Source organism: Vibrio sp. QJM3NY_39 (assembly GCF_057785895.1).
Genome location: NZ_CM173506.1, coordinates 501,836 through 521,371 on the forward strand (window position 1 = coordinate 501,836; position 19,536 = coordinate 521,371).

The 19,536-nt window shown below is 45.0% G+C and carries 17 protein-coding genes; 1 reads left to right on the forward strand and 16 read right to left on the reverse strand.

The genetic code is table 11. From position 1 onward, the window contains the following. Positions 1–139 precede the first annotated feature (139 nt). Together AC3CHU_RS18205 and AC3CHU_RS18210 are read right to left on the reverse strand one after the other, a co-directional pair. A complete protein-coding gene (locus AC3CHU_RS18205) occupies positions 140–571 on the reverse strand; it encodes a GNAT family N-acetyltransferase (protein WP_488526131.1) in 432 nt (143 codons plus the stop codon). A gap of 119 nt (positions 572–690) precedes the next feature. Then, the gene (locus AC3CHU_RS18210; protein WP_017078472.1) at positions 691–1,347 is read right to left on the reverse strand and encodes a QnrS family quinolone resistance pentapeptide repeat protein; all 657 of its coding nucleotides are present in this window, start codon (positions 1,345–1,347) and stop codon (positions 691–693) included. A gap of 320 nt (positions 1,348–1,667) precedes the next feature. Between AC3CHU_RS18210 and AC3CHU_RS18215 the strand changes: the two genes are divergently transcribed. Continuing rightward, positions 1,668–2,258, forward strand: a complete 591-nt coding sequence (locus AC3CHU_RS18215; RefSeq protein ID WP_102561782.1) for a TetR/AcrR family transcriptional regulator — start codon at positions 1,668–1,670, stop codon at positions 2,256–2,258. 107 nt (positions 2,259–2,365) lie between these two features. Here AC3CHU_RS18215 and AC3CHU_RS18220 read toward each other — a convergent pair whose 3' ends face one another. From AC3CHU_RS18220 to AC3CHU_RS18285, 14 genes are all read right to left on the reverse strand, one after another. After that, positions 2,366–3,613 (reverse strand): anaerobic sulfatase maturase, encoded by a 1,248-nt coding sequence (locus tag AC3CHU_RS18220; protein WP_488526132.1) that lies wholly within the window; start codon positions 3,611–3,613, stop codon positions 2,366–2,368. Positions 3,614–3,731: 118 nt separating this feature from the next. Further along, the gene (locus tag AC3CHU_RS18225; RefSeq protein ID WP_488526133.1) at positions 3,732–5,477 is read right to left on the reverse strand and encodes an arylsulfatase; all 1,746 of its coding nucleotides are present in this window, start codon (positions 5,475–5,477) and stop codon (positions 3,732–3,734) included. Between the two features lie 107 nt (positions 5,478–5,584). Beyond that, positions 5,585–6,016: a tetratricopeptide repeat protein gene (locus AC3CHU_RS18230; protein ID WP_102566972.1), complete on the reverse strand. Its 432-nt coding sequence runs from the start codon at positions 6,014–6,016 to the stop codon at positions 5,585–5,587. A gap of 195 nt (positions 6,017–6,211) precedes the next feature. Next, on the reverse strand, positions 6,212–7,417 hold the full coding sequence (locus AC3CHU_RS18235; protein WP_488526134.1) for an iron-containing alcohol dehydrogenase: 1,206 nt from the start codon (positions 7,415–7,417) through the stop codon (positions 6,212–6,214). Between the two features lie 230 nt (positions 7,418–7,647). Next, a complete protein-coding gene (locus AC3CHU_RS18240; protein ID WP_004732424.1) occupies positions 7,648–8,091 on the reverse strand; it encodes a hypothetical protein in 444 nt (147 codons plus the stop codon). An 85-nt stretch (positions 8,092–8,176) separates the two neighbouring features. Next, positions 8,177–9,592: a coniferyl aldehyde dehydrogenase gene (locus tag AC3CHU_RS18245; protein ID WP_488526135.1), complete on the reverse strand. Its 1,416-nt coding sequence runs from the start codon at positions 9,590–9,592 to the stop codon at positions 8,177–8,179. Positions 9,593–9,868: 276 nt separating this feature from the next. Continuing rightward, positions 9,869–10,351 carry a MarR family winged helix-turn-helix transcriptional regulator gene (locus tag AC3CHU_RS18250; protein WP_004732429.1) on the reverse strand — a complete coding sequence of 161 codons (483 nt, stop codon included), beginning with the start codon at positions 10,349–10,351 and terminating at the stop codon, positions 9,869–9,871. Between the two features lie 363 nt (positions 10,352–10,714). After that, the gene (choV, locus tag AC3CHU_RS18255) at positions 10,715–11,926 is read right to left on the reverse strand and encodes a choline ABC transporter ATP-binding protein (RefSeq protein WP_171327668.1); all 1,212 of its coding nucleotides are present in this window, start codon (positions 11,924–11,926) and stop codon (positions 10,715–10,717) included. 2 nt (positions 11,927–11,928) lie between these two features. After that, positions 11,929–12,771 (reverse strand): choline ABC transporter permease subunit, encoded by an 843-nt coding sequence (gene choW, locus AC3CHU_RS18260; protein WP_009845976.1) that lies wholly within the window; start codon positions 12,769–12,771, stop codon positions 11,929–11,931. Between the two features lie 95 nt (positions 12,772–12,866). Next, the gene (locus AC3CHU_RS18265) at positions 12,867–13,838 is read right to left on the reverse strand and encodes a choline ABC transporter substrate-binding protein (protein ID WP_171327667.1); all 972 of its coding nucleotides are present in this window, start codon (positions 13,836–13,838) and stop codon (positions 12,867–12,869) included. Between the two features lie 145 nt (positions 13,839–13,983). Then, positions 13,984–15,711 (reverse strand): choline dehydrogenase, encoded by a 1,728-nt coding sequence (betA, locus tag AC3CHU_RS18270; RefSeq protein WP_488526136.1) that lies wholly within the window; start codon positions 15,709–15,711, stop codon positions 13,984–13,986. A gap of 72 nt (positions 15,712–15,783) precedes the next feature. Further along, complete coding sequence (gene betB / locus AC3CHU_RS18275) at positions 15,784–17,244, reverse strand: betaine-aldehyde dehydrogenase (protein WP_488526137.1); 1,461 nt, start codon at positions 17,242–17,244, stop codon at positions 15,784–15,786. A 96-nt stretch (positions 17,245–17,340) separates the two neighbouring features. Further along, positions 17,341–17,943: a transcriptional regulator BetI gene (gene betI, locus AC3CHU_RS18280; protein ID WP_017075682.1), complete on the reverse strand. Its 603-nt coding sequence runs from the start codon at positions 17,941–17,943 to the stop codon at positions 17,341–17,343. Positions 17,944–18,345: 402 nt separating this feature from the next. Further along, positions 18,346–19,527, reverse strand: coding sequence for a M24 family metallopeptidase (locus tag AC3CHU_RS18285; protein ID WP_488526138.1), 1,182 nt, complete (start codon positions 19,525–19,527; stop codon positions 18,346–18,348). Between the last annotated feature and the right edge of the window lie 9 nt (positions 19,528–19,536).

A 19,536-nucleotide genomic window follows, 5' to 3' on the forward strand; every position in this document is an offset into this window, starting at 1 on the left:
TATTCGCCAAGCATTCTCTTTTCTAAACTTCATTATAAAATGCATGCGACCAAATACGGAAAAGCCCAAAGTTATTAGCTTTGGGCTTTTCTTCTAGCGACTGTGGTTGATTACAACCGAGTGATACGACAACCGAGGCTTACAGCATCATATGCAGAATTGGAAATGGTTTTCCCATGTCATCAAGTGGAGAGCGTGATTCAACTTTGAACCCCATGTGCTGATAGAAACCTACCGCTTGTGGGTTTTGCTCATTTACGTCAACTTTGGTGGCCGCTAACTGCTCAATCGCATATTGCAATAGCACCGTACCTACTCCTTGCCCTCGAACTTCATTCAAAACGAAAAGCATCTCAACCTTTGCATCATGGACACCCACGAAGCCAACAATCGAGCCACTTTCATTTTTAACGCATTTCAAAGAAACCGCAGGGAACGCATGTTCCATGATGATAGGTTTAAAAAACTCAATATCTTCTTCTGTAATAAAGTCATGGGTTGCTCGGACTGAATTTTCCCAAACCTTAAGCATTTCTGCATAACCTTCAGGAAGCACATTTTCTATAGTCATCATTTTCTCTAGATTAAACTGAATATAAACATGTGCAGCCGCGAGGCCATAGTGTAACAAGCGTTAGTAATACAAAACAACACTGTTCACTATTTGCTTTCTTAGCTCCACCAACTCGATTAATCGGGCATCACAACAATACCCATGGTTTCAAGCAGTTGCTCTTGCTGCCAAGCGACAATTTTAATCCCCGATGTGTCTACCTTGCGAGGATCTAACCCTTCTAATTCAGCATGACACAAATTAGCCCCCTGCATACTGAATTGCCCCCATACATCTTCCGAGAACACACCTCGGCTGAGATCAGACTCTTTCAATGACGCGCCGCCAAGGTAAGTGCCTATCCAACGGTTCTCAAACAGTTCGCACTTCTCTAAACAAGCCTGTTCAAAATTAGCGTAAGACAGGTTGCAACCCGTGATGTATGCCGAGCAAAAATACATGCGATTGCTCACCTGATTGGCAAAATTCGCACGAGTAAAGTTCGCCCCTTTCAAGTCGCATTCACGTAGCTCAATACCATAGCAATTCGCGTTACTAAAATTCGCCATCGCCAACTGACAATTCTGAAAACTTGCATCTCGTAAGTCGGCAATATCAAAGTGGCATCCCTCAATATCGCCTTGCTCAATAAACTTACAGTTAATAAACGTTGCATCACGTAAGTTCGAACGTCTGAAATCACAACGGATAAACGTGCAGGCTGTAAATGTAAGCTCTGATAAATCTTGCTGAGCAAAACTGTGGTGATGATAAGTGCTGTTATTGGTGTCCATTTAGCCCCCTAAAGAAATTAAGCTAAGACTACCATTGCGATCTTAAGAAAACACCAAATTAAAAACCAACAAAAACAGCAACTTAAAACACCCTGATTTAGCCATTTTAAGGCACCAAACAAGCCCTTTAAGGTTGTTATTTTCGATTTATAGGATGTGCCTATCTTGAAAAAAGTTTTGTCGCTTAGAAGTACCAATAAGATAAAAAGTTACTTTGACGAAACGAGTCAATTATTGACCGCGTCCTAACGCGCTAGACTGGACGGTTGGTATGTTGATCGTTACACTATTCCTCATTCTCAGCATAAAGAGTAAGAACAATGAAAGACATGCGACAAGCTATGCTCGATGCAGGGTTTAGCCTTATTAATGAACACGGGTTTGCTGGTGTTGGCCTGATGAAAATCATCAACCAAGCGGAAGGCACGAAGGGTTCTTTTTACCATTACTTCAAATCCAAAGAACACTTTGGTGAGATCCTTCTTACTAACTACTTTGATGAGCATCTCGCTAAGCTAGATGACTTTTTAAGTGATGAGTCGCTTTCTCGTCGGGACCGCGTAAAAGCCTATTTCGAGTTTTGGTGTGCATCGAAACTGACTGAAGACTTCAATATCCAATGTCTTGTCGTAAAACTAGCGGGAGAAGTATCTGGGTCTGCTAACCCGTTACAGTCCACAATGGCAATAGGCGCAGAAAAGATCATCCTGCGTATGGCGAAGCTATTTGAAGAAGGCAATGAGACCGGTGATTTCACGATCGCAGAGCCCGAATCGCTGTCTCGAATGCTTTATGGCCTATGGCTAGGCTCAACGCTCATGGCCGCCATGCAGCGTAACCGTTCGATTCTAAACAATGCCATGGAAGAGACTCTTCTCGCCATGAGCCCAGCCCAGGAATCGGCTGACTAGATACCCGTTACCTAATACCAAATACCAAATACCAAAAGGCTCGCATAATTTATGCAAGCCTTCTATCTTACTGTAAACATTGATTAAATCGATTCACGCTTACTCCGTCATCCCAGATGAGACGGAATATTATTAGCTTTGAGTAAGCCCTTAATAACAGGGTCGATATGCTTGAAGAAGCTCAGCCATCCTCCACAGAGATAATTTAACCCAGCCTCACCATCTCGACTTTTGATGATGCGGTTTTTAGGGCACTCGCCATGGCATGCAAATTTAAACTCACAGGCTTGGCATTGTTTCGGCAGAGACTTCTGTTTGGCGAACCCAAAACGCTGCTGCGCTGATGAGAAAGCTAAGGTGGAAAGTTCTTGCTCCTGAATGTTACCCAACTGAAATTCAGGAAAAACATAATGGTCACATGAATAGACATCACCATTCGGTTCAACCGCGAGCCCTTTCCCGCAAATCTCACTCAATGTGCACATCGTGCTTTCTTTCCCCATCCACACACCAAAGAAGTTTTCAAAATAAGGCACGAGCACCTGACCAAAATCATGTTGGTACCATTCATCAAAAATCGTAGAGAGAAACTCTCCCCATTGTGCTGATTCAACACTCCACGGCTCTAGATCGCCTGAAACAGGAATGATCGCCTTCTGGTTGGTGAGCCATTTGTTGTTAGTATGAGCAGCACGCTTATCGACCACAGGAATAAACTGCAATTGCTTCGAACCCACTTCATCACGCAGAAAGCGATAGACCTCTAATGGATATTTTCCTGTCACATCATTCACGCAGCTTAGGGTCGCGAACTCGACATCATGCTGCTTCAAGTAGCGAATGCCACGCATTGTTTGAGAAAAAGTACCTTTGCCTGCACGGTTGGTTCGGTAGTGATTGTGTAAGTGCTCTGGGCCGTCAATGCTCACACCAATGATAAAGTCATTCTTTTTGAAGAACTCACACCACGCATCATTCAGTAACGTACCGTTGGTTTGAAGGTCATTGCTAATCTTGCTGTAGCTAGGACAATATTTTTTCTGCAGATCGACGACTTTTTGAAAGTACTCAACCCCCAACAAGGTAGGCTCTCCACCGTGCCAAGAAAAGATGATTTCATGCGTATTCTGCCCTTCTATGTACTGCTTGATATAACGCTCTAACAGAACTTCATCCATCGTATATTGAGAGCCTTTTGGGTATTCAAGCAGCTGTTGTTTTTCTAAATAATAACAGTAGGTGCAACTGATATTACACACCGCACCTATCGGTTTTGCTAACGCCTGAAGTTTGCTGTGTGCTTTGCCATTGAACTGCGGAACTGAACTCAAATTTGATAGCGATAATGTCGTCATGAAGAGTGCCTCGATGTAAAAGTTATTGTATTAGCCAAAACAATTCGTAATTCCTTTACACGGTGTTCATCGGCCAACCAAGCTTGATGGCATTAGGTTGGCCGAGTGGTTTTTTCCTCTATTTCACGTTTTCAAACGGGTTCCACGTTTCGTCAACTGGGACGATATTTTGCGCTTTTTCGTATTCTTGATATTCAGCGACCATTTCAAGGAACAGATCTGGCATTTCATTTCTCAAGTCATGTTGCTCTGCAGGATCTTTCTTGGTGTTGTATAGGTGCCACTCACTGTCACCGCCCATTCCCGTAGAGATTCGGATGATCTTGTAATCACCTTTAAGCAAAATCCCGCTACCAAACAATTCAAATGGAATCGCATTATCGGCATTGTGAACCTCTGCCGTTTCACCTTTGAAGTAAGGCAGCAAGCTCACACCACTCATTGGTGCGACTTCTCGACCTTGGTACTCTGTTCCTGGATGCTCAACATCGGCGATTTCAAGAATGGTGGCTGCGATGTCTTTTACTTGTGACAAGTCATCGGTTTGAGTGCCGGGTTGCAGCGCTTGATCGCCCTCTAAAAGCGCTTTCGCAGGCTTAACAATCAAGGGGACTCGAATACCACCTTCTGCCGTGTACGCTTTATACCAAGACAAGCCACCTGTTGATGCGCTTGCCCATTCTGGGCCCAATGAAACGCTGGAGTTGGCTTTCCCTAGGTTTTCTGTCGAGTTGTCAAAGTGATGCGCCGTCCATGTGCGAATCAAATCACTGATGTTTTCACCGGTAATATCCGCGGCTTCAGGACCGTTATCTGTCAGATACATAATGTAGGTATTGTCATATTCCCCAATCTCTTTTAGGTAATCGACAACCTGACCGACTTGTTGGTCTTGCATCTCCATCATGCCCATTGCCACCGCCATCTTCTTGCCATACCACTCTTGTTCTTTCTCAGACAAAGAGTCCCAAGGGCGACTTAATGCATTACGACTTGAGATATCGGCGTCTTTTGGAATCACACCCATCTCTTTCATGCGTTGGAAACGATCTTCTCGAACCAAGTCCCAACCATGTTCAACGTAGTAATCGACTTTATCTTGATAGGCAGACTCAGGCGCTTGCAGAGGCAGGTGAATACCGGTGAATGGAACGTAAGCGAAAAAAGGCTTACCGTCGTCTTTTTTGTTGTCGATCATCTTGATGATCTCGTTGGTGTAAACTTGGTCTGAGTACTCGCCTTTGTACTTGTCTTCAACCACTTCACCGTTACGGTAAGTTGGCTCAACTTCGACGCTGGGAATATCGCCTTTTTGCAGCGCATCCGCTGTCGCGGCATTTTTGGCCGGGAACATCATATCTCGATTAAAGTGATTCGAGCCTCCCGTTAAGATACCGTAACTCTCTTCAAAACCTCGATCGTCAGGTAAGAAACCATCGTCGTGCCCCAAGTGCCATTTCCCAGAGAGGTAAGTGTTATAGCCACTCTCTTTAAGCAACGTTGCGACCGTAACCCCTTTCTTGGTGAGGTAACCTTCATAGCCCGGTTTGCCAATCGCGCCCGGATAGACAGCATAATCAAAGGTGCCTAGCCCAACCTCGTGGCTATTTGCTCCGGTTAACATCATAGAGCGCGTTACCGATGAGGTTGGTGACGCGTGAAAGTTAGTAAACTTAACCCCCTCTTCAGCCAGCGCCATTAGGTTTGGTGTATTGGCTTCTGAGCCATAAGGCTGAGTATCGGCAAAGCCCACATCATCGCCAACAATGACAACAATATTCGGTTTTTCTGATTCTGCGGCCAGAGCAGCACTGCTTGCCGCGGCCATTGCAGTGAAGACTAACGATTTCTTGAATGTCTGCATAAGACGTTCTCCAATTTCTGTGATTAACTTTTTCAGTAATTAACTTTTCTGCGAATAACTTTTTCTGAGGCTAACCTTTCTGTGATTAACCTGAGTTAGGATTTGAATTAGTGCGCGGCTTGCGACATCCAATGTAATAAGTCGAGCGCGGGGTCATACTCTTGAGCTGCTGCCATGCCAATCCAGGTGACAGCCTCCGCTTGGCTGGCTTGAACGCCACTTCCAGAGATATACATCAACCCAAGCTGTGTTTGAGCTTCAGGGCTACCGTTATTGGCTGCGGTGACGAACCACTCCGCGGCTTTTTCATCATTCTGTTCTACGCCATCTCCGCTCAGATATAAGTAAGCGACAGAGAGCTGGGCATCCAATTGCCCTTGGTAAGCTTCATCCAACAGTTGCACGACATCTTGATGCTGCTGTACTTGATCAGTTATGGCTTCATTCTCAAAGCTCTCGCTTCCAAAGCTTGCCTTGGCAAAAAACAGAACAACCAAAACACCCGCCAAAATCACGGTAGTTAAACGTTTATTGAGCATTTATTTCCTCCTCGGGAATAAAGTTCACGACGTCCCTGTTGAATGAATTAGGTGAAAAGTAGGAATGGCGCGATGATGCATAAGCTTGATAGCAATACGTTTTCAATTTTCATAATTGGCTCTCGAGTAATGATTGTTGAGTGAATCATCGACTGAATTAAATGGTCATAACATTCAGTCGATTAAGACAGAGACTTAAATCGCTTTCTCTATGATGGTTTCAATCGTCTGTTTCGAGATTGGGTAGAACTGAAAACAGATGTCTTTTTCAATCGCTTCTGCAATGTTGCTCTTCTCTTGGTCATCAAACTTCCAGCTGCTGAAACGCTTCATCGCACCCACACTAGTTTGGAAGTTATTTAAGAAATCCAACACGCGTAGGTAAATCATTTCATCGGTTCCCGTGCTGTCGACAGAGAATGCTTGAGCTAACTTCGCCGCATTCGGCATGTAGAACTCTGGCAGTGCTTCAATCACAACCGGCATTAATACCGTGTTGGCATCACCATGTGGAATGTGGCTAATCGCACCAAAAGCGTGAGCGCAGTTATGAATCGGAATCCCGCCCAAAGACGAATAAAATGCAGAGATCGCCATAGTGCTCGCTTGAAGAAGGTTGCCGCGCGCGGTTAGGTTTTCTGGTCCTTTCAATGCCAAGGGTAAGTTTTCAACAATCAGTTTTGCAGCCTGAATGCCGTAAGCGTCGGTGAATGCATTACTCATTGGAGAAACAATCACTTCAACAGCGTGTGTTAGCGCATCCATGGCTGTAGAACGAGTCAGGTGAGCTGGCAGCTTAGTGGTCACCGTTGGATCAAGGATTGCGATATCGGCTTCCAGTCCAGACGCAACTAGACTTGCCTTAATGTTTTCATGTTCATTGTAAAAAACAGCAATAGGAGAAGCTTCTGCGCCCGTGCCAGCCGTTGTCGGAACCGCAATGTGGGGCACTCGAATGTCTTCATTGTTTGGCCACACATCCATATGACCGCCGCCCGCAATCACCGTACGGATATCATCTATCTGTTTATGAAATGCGTATTTCACACCTTTAGAAGCATCAATTACGCTGCCGCCGCCAACAGACAAGATCGCATCAGCATTGACGCTGTTTGCAAACTCAATTGCAGCGTTGATGTTGTCGCAAGTCGCGTCTGGCGCGATATCGGTGTACACGCCAACAAGCTGAACCGCTTGTTGGTTCGCTTCCTGATTCGCATTCTGGTTTACAAACAACGCCGAGAACTGCTCAACAAAGCCAAGAGACTCCAAGCCTTTATCAGAAAAGAGCACGACTCTTTGCGCACCTAAGCGACCAAAAAGAGAAGGGATATTTTCAATGCCATTCTCTTGAGCATGAACAATGGTTTTAAGTTGAAAGTTAAAATTATTGGTTGTCATGGTATTTACCTCATTTCTAGTTGATGACTAAACAATAATCAATACAAACCGGTCGGTCTAGAGTGTTAATGTCAAAGATATGTCAATTAAGATCTTTATGGATCATTGCCCCAAAACGAAAAAAGCCCGCAAATGCGGGCTGTAGTAATAAGTTAGTGAGTGATCATTAAATAAGTGTCATTGACTCACCATGAGCAACTTATTAACTATTAACTATTAACTATTAACTATTAACGAAGATGAGCTGGCACCTTGCTTTTGTCTCTAGTGAGGTAGTAATACAGATAAACTAAAGAGTAGACGGTCACAAATCCATCGAGCGCAAACACACCGCTCCAACCATAAAACCACTCATAATCGTTGATACACACGTTGTATAAGAATATGCCCACAAACATCGACTTCTCAAATGCACTGTAAATCATGGTCGAAGTACGCAGCGATTTGTACTTCGCCGAGAACATCAACAACACACCAATACAGCCAACCATGACTCCCCAGTGTTGATAGGTACCCATAAGATACTCTTTGTTCACCATCATCGTATCGTTGTACGAGAACAGCGTTTGCATGCTCCAATCAGGCGCAAGGAAAGTAGAGAAAGCGGTTGCGGTTAAGAATCCTGTAACCATCAAATACGCTTTCATCGTTCGTTCAAAAAATCGTTCTAACATAAAAATAACCTCTTAAAATAACGTCGTAAAAATAATTTCTTATAAATAACTTCGTGTAGATAAACTGAGTAATAACAGAAATGATTTACTTACCAAGCATGCTCATCACTGCGGTCTTTAATTCGTTATCTTCTTTTGAAAACAGATACTTAACTCGATGGTCTAAGCCTGTTTCCAAGACTGTTTTGGCATGGGAGAAGGTAAGGAAACCTTCTTTACCGTGATAATTGCCCTGCCCTGATTCACCAATGCCACCAAACGGCGCGTCATCAACCGCTAGATGGAAAACACAGTCATTGATACACATTCCGCCGGAATGAACTTGGTGCTTAACCTGAGCCTGTAAACTCAAATCAAAGCTCATCAGGTAGAGTGCTAACGGCCTTGGTTTGCTATTGATGACTTGGAGCGCCTCTTCGATATTGCGATACGTAATCAAGGGTAATAGTGGGCCGAAAATCTCTTCGTTCATCACCTTGGATGACAGGCTTGGTTCAACAATCAGGTGCGTCACCAAGCGGTGGTTATCTAAGTCCATCGCTTCGTCATGGCAAGCGACGGTTCGCGTTCCAGCTTGTCGTTCTTCATTCAACAAACCCACTATCCGGTCGCATTGACGAGGATTGATTAGGGACGTCAAACTCTCGGAATACACCCCTTCATCGAACAGCAATTGGTACTGTTTTTTATACTCTTGAATGAAAGATTCAACTTTCCCTTCAGGTAGCAATACATAGTCGGGAGCCACACACACCTGCCCGTTATTGAGGCTCTTACCATAAATGATTCGCTCAACCGCGATATCAATTGGCATGTCTTCTGCAACGATAACCGGTGACTTACCGCCTAGCTCTAGCGTGACTGGAGTTAGCGTGTCAGCCGCTGACCTCATCACTTGGCGACCCACTTGGGTTGACCCCGTAAACAGAAGATGATCAAACGGCAATGCCGAAAATGCGGCTGCGATTTCTACCTCACCTTCAACCAAGCACACTTCATCGGCAAGGAAAACTTCTGCCAATAGCGATCTTAATACTTGGTTCGTCGCAGGGGTAAATTCACTCATCTTGATCATGGCGCGATTGCCCGCTGCCAACGCCGAAATAAGCGGGCCGACGGATAACATGATCGGGAAGTTCCACGGAGCAATGATCCCGACAACGCCTTTGGGTTGATAAACCACTTCAACACGAGAGGTTGAAAGCAAAGGGCCGGAATGACGAATCGAAGATGTCGACCAATGAGGTAAACACTCAATGCTGTGATCAATATTTCCGATACAAGGCAATATGTCGGCCATCAAAGTGTCTTGTCGACTGCGGTGACCATAGTCTTCACTCACGGCTGAACACAAACGATCTGTGTAATCGATAAGCGCAGATTTAAGTGCAAGCAACTGCTCAATTCTCACCGATACCGCTGGCATCGGGTTCTGTGCAAAAGCTCCCTGCATGTTGTTCAACGTCATGGTCATTTGTGTTGGCGTCAATTCGTATTTCATACATCACCTCGTGGTTAAGATGAGCACACAATAATACAAACCAGACCGGTCGGTCTATATCTTTATTGTCAGAGAATCGTCAATGCATTTTTGAATACAAATAAATAAGGTGATTACAACGTAGGGTTAAAACCCAGGGAGATTTAAAATAGAAGGGCGTAGCGAACAGGCAGTATAACTAGAAACTTTACATGATGAGATCAAAAATGGCCGCTTAATGCGACCATTTAATAACTATTTAAGTTTTTGTTTTAAATAAACAATTTAAAACTAACGTTAGCTTTTGGCTACGTTTGCAATGCCTTCAAGCTGAAGCACTGGAGCAGCGTCGATGTCTTCTGCGTTCATCATTGCTGATACGCGCTGCATCGAAGAAAGCAGTAAGCTTTGCTCCCACGTCTCTAGGTTTTGGAATTTTTTCACGAAGTTATCTTGCAGCGGCGGTGGCGCATTGTTTAGCAACTCTTGACCTTTCTCAGTCAGGTTCGCGTGTACTTTGCGGCGGTCCGATGAACTGCGTACTCGTTGTACATAGCCATTTAACTCTAGACGGTCGATGATCGTCGTCGTCGTTGCTTGGCTTACATTGGTCTGATTAGACAATTCTTTGATCGTCACATTACCCATTTCTTGGATTGCTCTCATTAAGATTAATTGAGGGCCAGTCAAACCATACTCTTTACTCAGCTTCTTCGAGTGTAAATCGATAGCGCGAATAATTTGGCGAATAGCGACCAGGATTTCGTCATGTTTGTCCAAGATGCAGACCTTTGTACTAATATACTGTGAATGGTTTTACAGTGTCGAAGCGATGAAATGTCTCGAGTGATTACGTCCACGCGCGCTCGAATTACACTGTAAATTGATAAATTACTTCATTGATTTTTCCGCATTGTACTGATGTTCATACTATTCTCAATCTTTTCTATACCACTAAACTTGCGTGGTACGGCACTTTTACTTAATGAAGGGGGAATGAAAGCTTCAATGAAGGCAAAAATAATGAATCAGAGAATACAAGTTCAAAGAATAATATATTTTAATAATCATAGAGGTAGAGAGATTTAACCCTCTCCACCCAATAAAAAATCAGCCCTAATCTCCAAGCTGGAAAACGAAATTTTACGCGGCTGTATTCATCTGAAAATTACCCGTAAGCGCGTTGTAAAACTCGCTGTTATCCAAAATCCCTACCAATTGATTGTTTTCAACCAACAGAATTGGGTGGTTACTGATCTGCTTAAGCTTAATCGCATCACGCATACCAATCTCCGGGCTTGTCACTACCACACTAGACGCGTTAATCGCGGTTAGGTCGTCAGACTCGCTCCACTCAACAAGCGCCAAAGTAGATTCACCTTTCACTGATAAAGCACCTTCACTCTGTTCAATCCAGAGATCTTTAGAATCGCAGATCTTCCAGCTTTCATTTTCTTGCGTCAGTGAATCAAGAGGCTGCATTAAAGAGCGACCTTTTAGCACATTCAATGGATTGGTGTGAGCAACGAAGTCTTTTACGTATTCGGTTTTTGGCGTCAACACGATCTCTTCAGGCTTACCGTGTTGAATCAGTTTGCCTGACTCCATGATCGCAATGTTATTGCCAATCTTCAAAGCTTCATCTAGGTCGTGGCTCACGAACAGAATTGTTTTATTGAGTTTGTTTTGCAGCGTGATCAGTTCATCTTGCAGCTGAGCACGAATCAGTGGATCAAGCGCCGAAAACGGTTCATCCATCAACAGAATGTCGGTGTCCATTGCAAACGCACGTGCCAAACCAACACGTTGCTGCATGCCGCCAGAAAGCTCATGTGGAAATTTGGTTTCCCATTCCGCTAGGCCGACCATTTCTAATTGTTCACGCGCTTTTGTACGACGAACATCTTTCGCTACACCCTGCATTTCAAGACCAAACGCCACGTTGTCTAATACGTTAAGCCATGGCATCAAAGCAAACTTTTGGAACACCATGGATACGCGGTGAGTACGAAGATGACGCAGAGTCGCTTCATCACATTGCGCTAAATCGACTTGTTGGTCACCGTCTTTGATTGTCAGTGAGCCACGGCTGATCTCATTCAAGCCGTTAACTGCACGCAGCAAAGATGATTTACCAGAACCAGACAAACCCATCAACACACAGATCTCGCCTTCTTCCACCGTCAGCGACACATTGTCTACGCCGACAACTTGACCAGTTTCATCAATGATCTCTTGGCGAGTTTTACCTTGGTCGAGTAGCTCAAGCGCTTGTTTCGATTTATTACCAAACACAACATCGAGGTTCTTAATGGTAATCGCGTCCATTGTCTTTTTTTCGTGAGAGTTAGACATGATTAAGCTTCCTTCTGGTTTGGTGTTTTGCACAAGCGGTCAAGGATGATTGCGACTAATACAATCGCTAATCCAGCTTCAAAACCTTGTGAGATGTTCACTGTGTTCAATGCACGAACAACAGGTTTACCAAGTCCGTCAGCACCAACAAGAGCGGCGATAACCACCATCGAAAGCGACAACATAATACATTGAGTTACACCCGCCATAATGCTTGGTAAAGCCGCCGGTAATTCGACCTTCATCAGCAATTTCATGCGGCTCGCACCAAAGGCTTTACCCGCTTCAATCAACTCTTCAGGGACTTTAGTTACCCCTAAGTAGGTCAAACGAATCGGCGCGGCAATGGCGAAGATGATAGTCGAGATTAAGCCAGGAACGATGCCCAAGCCAAATAAAACCAAAGTCGGAATCAGATACACAAACGTTGGAACCGTCTGCATCAAATCAAGGATTGGACGCAAAACTGTATATAACCAAGGACGGTGAGCAGCCATGATGCCAACCGGTACGCCAATTAATACGGAAATCGTTGTCGCTGCAAACACGAGGACAAAGGTTTCCAGCATTTCTTGCCAGTAGCCAAGGTTTAAAATAGTCAGCAAAGCTGCAACCACAAAGATCACCAGCGAAGGTTTACGGTGTAAGTACCATGCAATCGCCGCGGTCATCACGATTGGTAAAGCCGGTGGCATCCACTTAAATACATCGACTAAAAACATAATGACGGTTTCTAAAAAGATAGAAATAGCATCAAAAAAGCCTGCTGCATTGATTGTTAGCCAATCAACACCCGCTTCCATCCATTGTCCGACAGGGATTTTGTTTTCCGTAATAAAATTCACAATATTGCCTTTTATTATGGGTGGGCTACTTCAAACCAATCGATAAATTGGCAAGCCCACCTTTATTATTTATGTAGCTGTTGAGATAGGTAGAACTAAGCTTTAACTTGCTTTAGGTATTCAGTAACGGCTTGAGTTGCTGATTCACCTTTATGTGTTTTTACATTGTCTAACCAAGCTTCAACTTGTTGAGAATTGTTGATCAACCATTGTTGTGCGGCTTTTTCTGGCTTAGTTTTCTGGTTAAGAATCTCTTCCATCAACTGGTTTTCCATCTCTAGAGTGAACTCTAGGTTTTGCAGAAGCTGACCGACGTTTGCACACTCAGACAGGTAGTTTGAGCGAACATTGGTGTAGACATTCGCGCCACCGTAGTTAGGGCCAAAGAAGTCGTCACCGCCAGAAAGGTATTCCATTTCAACATTACTGTTCATTGGGTGTGGTGCCCAACCAAGGTAAACAATCCATTGGCTACGACGCGCAGCGCGTGATACTTGCGAAACCATGCCCGCTTCACTTGATTCAACTAGGCTGAAATCTTTCAAGCCGAACGCGTCAGAATCAATCATTGATTGGATTAAGCGGTTACCGTCGTTACCCGGCTCGATGCCGTAGATGCGGTCTTTAAATTTGTCGGCATGTTTTGCTAGGTCTGCGAAGCTTTTTACGCCAGAGTCGTACACATATTTTGGTACAGCTAGTGTGTATTTTGCGCCTTCAAGGTTGGCACGAACGGTTTCAACCGTGCCCGCTTCACGGTACTTAGCAATATCGCCTTCCATAGTTGGCATCCAGTTACCTAGGAATACATCAATATCGCCGTTCGCCATTGAAGAGTAAGTCACCGGTACTGAAAGTAGGTCGGTTTTGGTTTTGTAACCAAGGCCTTTTAATAGTTCAGAAGTAACGGCGGTTGTTGCGGTAATGTCAGTCCAGCCTACATCAGCGAAGCGAACATTTTCACATTGCTGTGGTTCAATAGAAGCGTTAGCACCAAATGCAAATGAACTGATGGCTAGTGCTGTTAACGTTTTCGTGGTCATGTTCTGAATATTTAGAGTCGTCATAATGGTTCCTTTTTATCTTTCCTTTTTCTGCTCGATATCAACACCGATAGAGAGCAGTTCTTCTGACTTTTGACTAATTTTTGTTGTTACTTTTTGCTTTTTCTATTTTTGAAATATTTTCTATTTTTTAACTAATAACAGAGACTTACGCTTCTCTTACTGGTTTATTTATTCTTTGCTTGTCTTCCCATTCAGGTGCAATCCACACTGAAACGCCCTGTTCTTTGAGCATCGGCTTACCTAAAATCAAATCGGAAGCACGCTCAGCAACCATAATGGTCGGGGCATTCAAGTTGCCGTTTGGAATGGTTGGGAAAACCGATGAGTCGACAACACGTAAGCTGTCGATACCGCGAACTCGACACTCTTCATCAAGCACCGCCATTGGGTCGTTATCTGAACCCATTTTGCAGCCACAAGAAGGGTGATATGCACTTTCAACGTTCTGCTTAACCCATTCGTCGATCGCTTCATCAGAAGTAATATTTAGACCCGGCTGAATCTCTTTACCTCGGTACACATCCATCGCAGGTTGAGACAAAATCTCACGCGTCAGACGAATACAATCGCGCCAATCTTGGCGATCTTGTTCAGTCGAGATGTAGTTGAAAATGATCTCTGGCTTGGCATGCGGATCAGCAGAAGTGATCGCAACCGTACCGCGACTCTCTGGCTTGTTCGGGCCAACGTGTACTTGGAAACCGTGACCATCAAAGGCCGCTTGCCCGTCGTAACGCATCGCTGCTGGCAGGAAGTGATACTGAATGTTTGGCCACTTAAGTCCTTTGCGAGAGCGAATGAACGCGCACGATTCAAAGTGGTTAGTGGCACCAAGGCCTTTGCGAGTCAGAATCCATTCCGCGCCAATCATGCCCTTGCTGACCAAGCCAAGCTTGCTGTTGAGCGTGATGGGTTCGTTGCAGTGATATTGGAAGTACACTTCTAGGTGATCTTGAAGGTTTTCACCTACGCCATTCAGCTCGTGTTTAAGCTCAACGCCTGCCTTTTCAAGCACCGCTTTCGGGCCGATACCAGAAAGCTGCAGCAGTTGAACAGAACCGATAGAACCCGCAGACGAGATCACTTCTTTGTTCGCTACAGCCACTTGGGTATTGCCTGACTTTTCAAACTCGACACCAACAGCTTTCAACCTTGATTGACCTTTTGATGACTGGTCTTGTGCGTCTTGTGCTTCAAGTAAGAAACGACGCGCCACAATACCTTTCTTCAAGGTTAGGTTTGAACGCTTCAATGCTCGACGTAGATAAGCGTTAGAGGTTGAGGCTCTAACACCCTTGTCTACCGTCATATGCATGGTGCCGAAGCCTTCTTGCTGGTAGCCGTTATAATCTTGTGTTTCTGGGTAACCTGCGTCTTTACCTGCATCAATGAATGCTTGGTAAAGCGGGTTGAGCTCCATATCGTTACCGTTACAAGTGCCGACAGGACCATTGTCGCCACGATATTCGTCACCACCTTTATTCCATGATTCAGCACGGCGGAAGTAAGGCAAGCAAGCTTGGTAATTCCAACCGGCTGCGCCCTCTTCTTCCCATTGGTCAAAGTCACAAGCGTGGCCACGAACATAAACCATGCCGTTGATCGATGAGCTGCCACCTAACACTTTGCCACGTGGGCAGTGCAGTTCACGTCCATCAAGGCCCGGTTCTTGTTGAGTCTCAAACTGCCATGCGTACTTTTCGGTATTCATCGGGTAAGAAAGCGCCGTTGGCATTTGGATAAAAATGCTCTTATCCGTACCACCAGCTTCCAGTAATAAAACGCTATGTTCACCGCTTTCCGTTAGCCTATCCGCTAACACACAGCCGGCCGAACCCGCGCCGACGATAATATAATCGTAGCGTTGTTCCATATTTTAAGTTCCCTGAGATGAGTCAGTGAGGCTAACTCTTTTAAGCTAGCCCGTTGAATTAAGTATTACGCGTTAGGCATAAGGGCTGGCGTAGTCGCCTAGCTCAATAAGAATGCTCTTAGTTTGCGTATAGTGGAGTAGGGTTTCTGGGCCATTTTCACGACCAACACCCGAAAGCTTGTAGCCACCAACAGGCATTTCTGCAGGTGAGTCACCCCACGTATTAACCCAACAAATACCAGCCTGCATTTGATGGATCACGCGGTGAGCACGAGAAAGGTTTTGCGTGAACACGCCAGCCGCAAGGCCATATTTGGTGTCGTTAGCACGGCGAATAACGTCGTCTTCATCACTGAATTTTAGAACCGACATTACAGGGCCAAAGATCTCTTGTTGAACGTGTGGCATGTTGTCTTCGCAGTCCACAAACACGGTTGGGATAACAAAGTTGCCGTTCGCTAGCCCGTTGTCTGTCACTTGATAACCGCCAGTCAGCAATGTTGCGCCAGACTGTTTTGCTAGCTCAATCGCTTCGAGCACTTTTGAAAGGTGTTCTTTGGAAATCAACGCACCAATTTGAGTCTCCATGTCCATTGGATCACCAATGATCAGCTTTTCAGTACGTGTCTTAAGTTGGTCGATAAAATCGTTGTAGATGCTTTCGTGTACATAAACACGAGTACCATTAGTACACACTTCACCTTGGGTGTAGAAGTTTGCGACCATAGAAGCGGAAACCGCATCATCCAATTTCGCATCATCAAACACGATCATTGGTGACTTGCCGCCAAGTTCCATGGTGACTGATTTCAGCGTCTTAGCGCTGTCTGCCATTACCGCTTTACCGGTACCGGTTTCACCTGTGAAAGACACTTTAGCGATGTCGGGATGAGCCGTTAGCATTTGGCCGACACGGTAGTCACCCTGAACCACGTTAAATACGCCATCAGGAAGGCCAGCTTCAGTAAAGATCTCTGCAAGCTTAAGTGCCGTTAGCGGGGTTTCTTCGGAAGGTTTGAAAATCATCGCGTTACCCGCAGCCAATGCCGGAGCTGATTTCCACATCGCGATTTGAATCGGGTAGTTCCACGCGCCAATGCCTGCACAGATACCAAGCGGTTCACGACGAGTGTAGAAGAATTGAGATTCACTAAGGGGTTGTTGATCGCCTTGCAGCGTAGGCGCAAGGCCTGCGAAGTATTCAATCACATCGGCGCCAGATGCCACATCCACTTCAATCGCTTCTTGCAGTGGCTTACCCGTATCAACAACCTCAAGGTTTGCAAGGTCATCATTTCGATCTCTAAGTATTGCTACCGCTTTCAAAAGAATACGACTGCGTTCCACGGCTGTCATTGCTGACCATACCGCAAATCCACGTTTCGCTGATTCAATAGCGCTATCCACGTCCGCTGAAGAGGCTTGGCCTAGCGTTGCATTAGGTTCGCCGTTTGCCGGGTTGATACTATCAAAGGTTTCACCAGACGTAGCTTTAACCGCTGCGCCATCGATGTATAACGAGTTCATTTCCATTTGAGATTCTGACTTAATTATTGTTATTAGACTCTGCTGGTCTATATGTGAGTGTTTGCCGTTCAGGTACTATGATTGCAATGCTACGACCGCGTTCTATGCGGTGTTACACGAGTAAAACGTCAGTTGTTTATCAAGATAATCATTGATGATGGCACGAGCCTTTTGAGCATCGATACCTTCAGGGTTTAACGTGCCTCTCAGCCATAACCCATCAATCAGAGAAGCAATCCCGTGAGCAACGAGATCCGCCTGTTCATGATTCAAAATACCTTTCAACTCAAGACGCAGATGTGAAATCAAACGTTTTTCATTCACACGCTGCAGTCTTTTCAGTTGTTGGTCATGCATTGAATAGGACCAAAATGCCAACCATGCCTTCGCGACTTTATTTTCGGCTTGGTAACCTTCGAAGTTACCGTCGATGATCGCGTTAATTCTCTGTTGGTGAGCATCAACAGGAAGCGCTTTTAGTGAAGTCGTGATGGTGTTGGATAATTGGCGAAGGATTTCACGCATCGTCTCTTCGAGCAGACCGTGTTTCCCACCAAAATAGTGATTAATGATACCTGTAGACACGCCCGCTTCTTTGCTGATTAACGCAATACTCGCGGCATGTAAACCCACTCGATCAATCACCGTCATGGTGGCTTGAACAAGCTGTGGTTTACGTATGTCAGGCATCCCAACCTTCGGCATTTCTTAGTCCTTTTATTTTATATTGAACGTTCAGTTAAGTATAAAATGACAGAAATTTAATTAGGGTTCAAATGATTATTTAAAACAAACCTGTAACAATACAGCGTTCAAAAACAAAAATAATCCACAAAAACAAAAAGTTAAATATCATTTAGACCACTAATGAAATTAATTAAAGATTTGAGGTGTGATAGTTATTGGTCAAATGTTTTTGCTCAATAAGCATAATATTTAAACAGAAAGAGAGATTCTAGAAACAAGAACGCATTCAACAATTAGAGGTCTTTGGGTGTAAAAAATGAAGGGGTATGATGCAGTAAAAAATAGAACAGAGCGTCCAACAAAGTGCTTGAACGCCCTCCTCTACTAGGATTCAACATTATGGCTAGATTCTAAGAGTAACTAACCGATAATCGGCATCGATTGCCATGCCCTTTGGTGCAACATTTCGCAACCAGATTCTGTGATAACAATGTTCTCCTCGTGCACCATCATTCGGTTTTTCGCAAACGCCATGCCCGGCTCAAGGGTTAACACCATACCGGGTTTTAAGATCACATCCCCATTTGGCACATGTGATGGCCACTCGGTTAGCTGCATGCCCAAACCATGCCCCATTCGACCCACATCGTTGCCGAGTGCACCGTTCTTTTCGAGCACCGACCACATGGCTTGCCACACGTCTCCAGTGGTTCGTCCCGGCTCTGCAATCGCGAGCCCTGCTTCTGTCGATTGATAAACGGCGTCATAAGCCGCTATCGTATCTGGCTGCGCATGCCCAAACGCATAATTGCGGTCAAAGTCGCTGAAGTAGCCGTCAAAATTAGCCCCCGTATCGATGATCAACACGTCACCTTCATCGAGTACACGGTCCGTTGGCCCCATGATGATGTTGTCATAGCCACCTTGGCCAGATGCCGAAATCAGATAAGGGCAAGCATCGGCACCCAAACGCAGCATCTCCAAATGCATGGCTTTACACGCCTGTCGTTCTGTCATCCCTATCGCGAGATGATGACGAAGATACTCAAAGCCCGCCGCCGTGACTTGGCAAGCAAAGCGTACTTTATCGATCTCCGCTTGAGACTTAACACTACGTAAGTCTCGAACCATCAGTGACACATCAACCACACTGTGTTGGCTCAGCTTCTGCTGTAACAACGCATAGTTAGTGGCAGGCATACGCAGATGTGTTTCAGGGCCAATCATCGAACCGATTCTGCGAGAACCCTTGGAGACTTCAAATAAAGTAGAAGCTAACAAAGAGATACCGTCATCTTCTGGCCTTGGTGAAGGCCAACTGCGCACATCGTCAATCCATGTCTCGTCGAAACCAGCCACACCAATCTCTGGTACTACCGCTATGGGCTTACCAACCGCTGGAACCACCAAAAACCAAGGTCGAGTTGGGCTTTCCCAGAACTGCGATTTAAAGCCACTAAAGTAACGAAATTCAGGCTCGGTCGTAAAAAACGCAGCATCAATGTTTTGGGCGCGCAGACGTTGTTGCAACGCGACTGTACGTTGCTCTAATTCTGCTGATTCAAACCCTCTCTGCGGAGGTGTTAACGGCAATATACTCATATCTCTATC

Coding starts and splice junctions, on each gene's coding strand:
- AC3CHU_RS18205 (WP_488526131.1), bottom strand. CDS start 571: ATGACTATAGAAAATGTGCTTCCTGAAGGTTATGCAGAAATGCTTAAG.
- AC3CHU_RS18210 (WP_017078472.1), bottom strand. CDS start 1,347: ATGGACACCAATAACAGCACTTATCATCACCACAGTTTTGCTCAGCAA.
- AC3CHU_RS18215 (WP_102561782.1), top strand. CDS start 1,668: ATGAAAGACATGCGACAAGCTATGCTCGATGCAGGGTTTAGCCTTATT.
- AC3CHU_RS18220 (WP_488526132.1), bottom strand. CDS start 3,613: ATGACGACATTATCGCTATCAAATTTGAGTTCAGTTCCGCAGTTCAAT.
- AC3CHU_RS18225 (WP_488526133.1), bottom strand. CDS start 5,477: ATGCAGACATTCAAGAAATCGTTAGTCTTCACTGCAATGGCCGCGGCA.
- AC3CHU_RS18230 (WP_102566972.1), bottom strand. CDS start 6,016: ATGCTCAATAAACGTTTAACTACCGTGATTTTGGCGGGTGTTTTGGTT.
- AC3CHU_RS18235 (WP_488526134.1), bottom strand. CDS start 7,417: ATGACAACCAATAATTTTAACTTTCAACTTAAAACCATTGTTCATGCT.
- AC3CHU_RS18240 (WP_004732424.1), bottom strand. CDS start 8,091: ATGTTAGAACGATTTTTTGAACGAACGATGAAAGCGTATTTGATGGTT.
- AC3CHU_RS18245 (WP_488526135.1), bottom strand. CDS start 9,592: ATGAAATACGAATTGACGCCAACACAAATGACCATGACGTTGAACAAC.
- choV (WP_171327668.1), bottom strand. CDS start 11,926: ATGTCTAACTCTCACGAAAAAAAGACAATGGACGCGATTACCATTAAG.
- AC3CHU_RS18265 (WP_171327667.1), bottom strand. CDS start 13,838: ATGACGACTCTAAATATTCAGAACATGACCACGAAAACGTTAACAGCA.
- betA (WP_488526136.1), bottom strand. CDS start 15,711: ATGGAACAACGCTACGATTATATTATCGTCGGCGCGGGTTCGGCCGGC.
- betB (WP_488526137.1), bottom strand. CDS start 17,244: ATGGAAATGAACTCGTTATACATCGATGGCGCAGCGGTTAAAGCTACG.
- betI (WP_017075682.1), bottom strand. CDS start 17,943: ATGCCGAAGGTTGGGATGCCTGACATACGTAAACCACAGCTTGTTCAA.
- AC3CHU_RS18285 (WP_488526138.1), bottom strand. CDS start 19,527: ATGAGTATATTGCCGTTAACACCTCCGCAGAGAGGGTTTGAATCAGCA.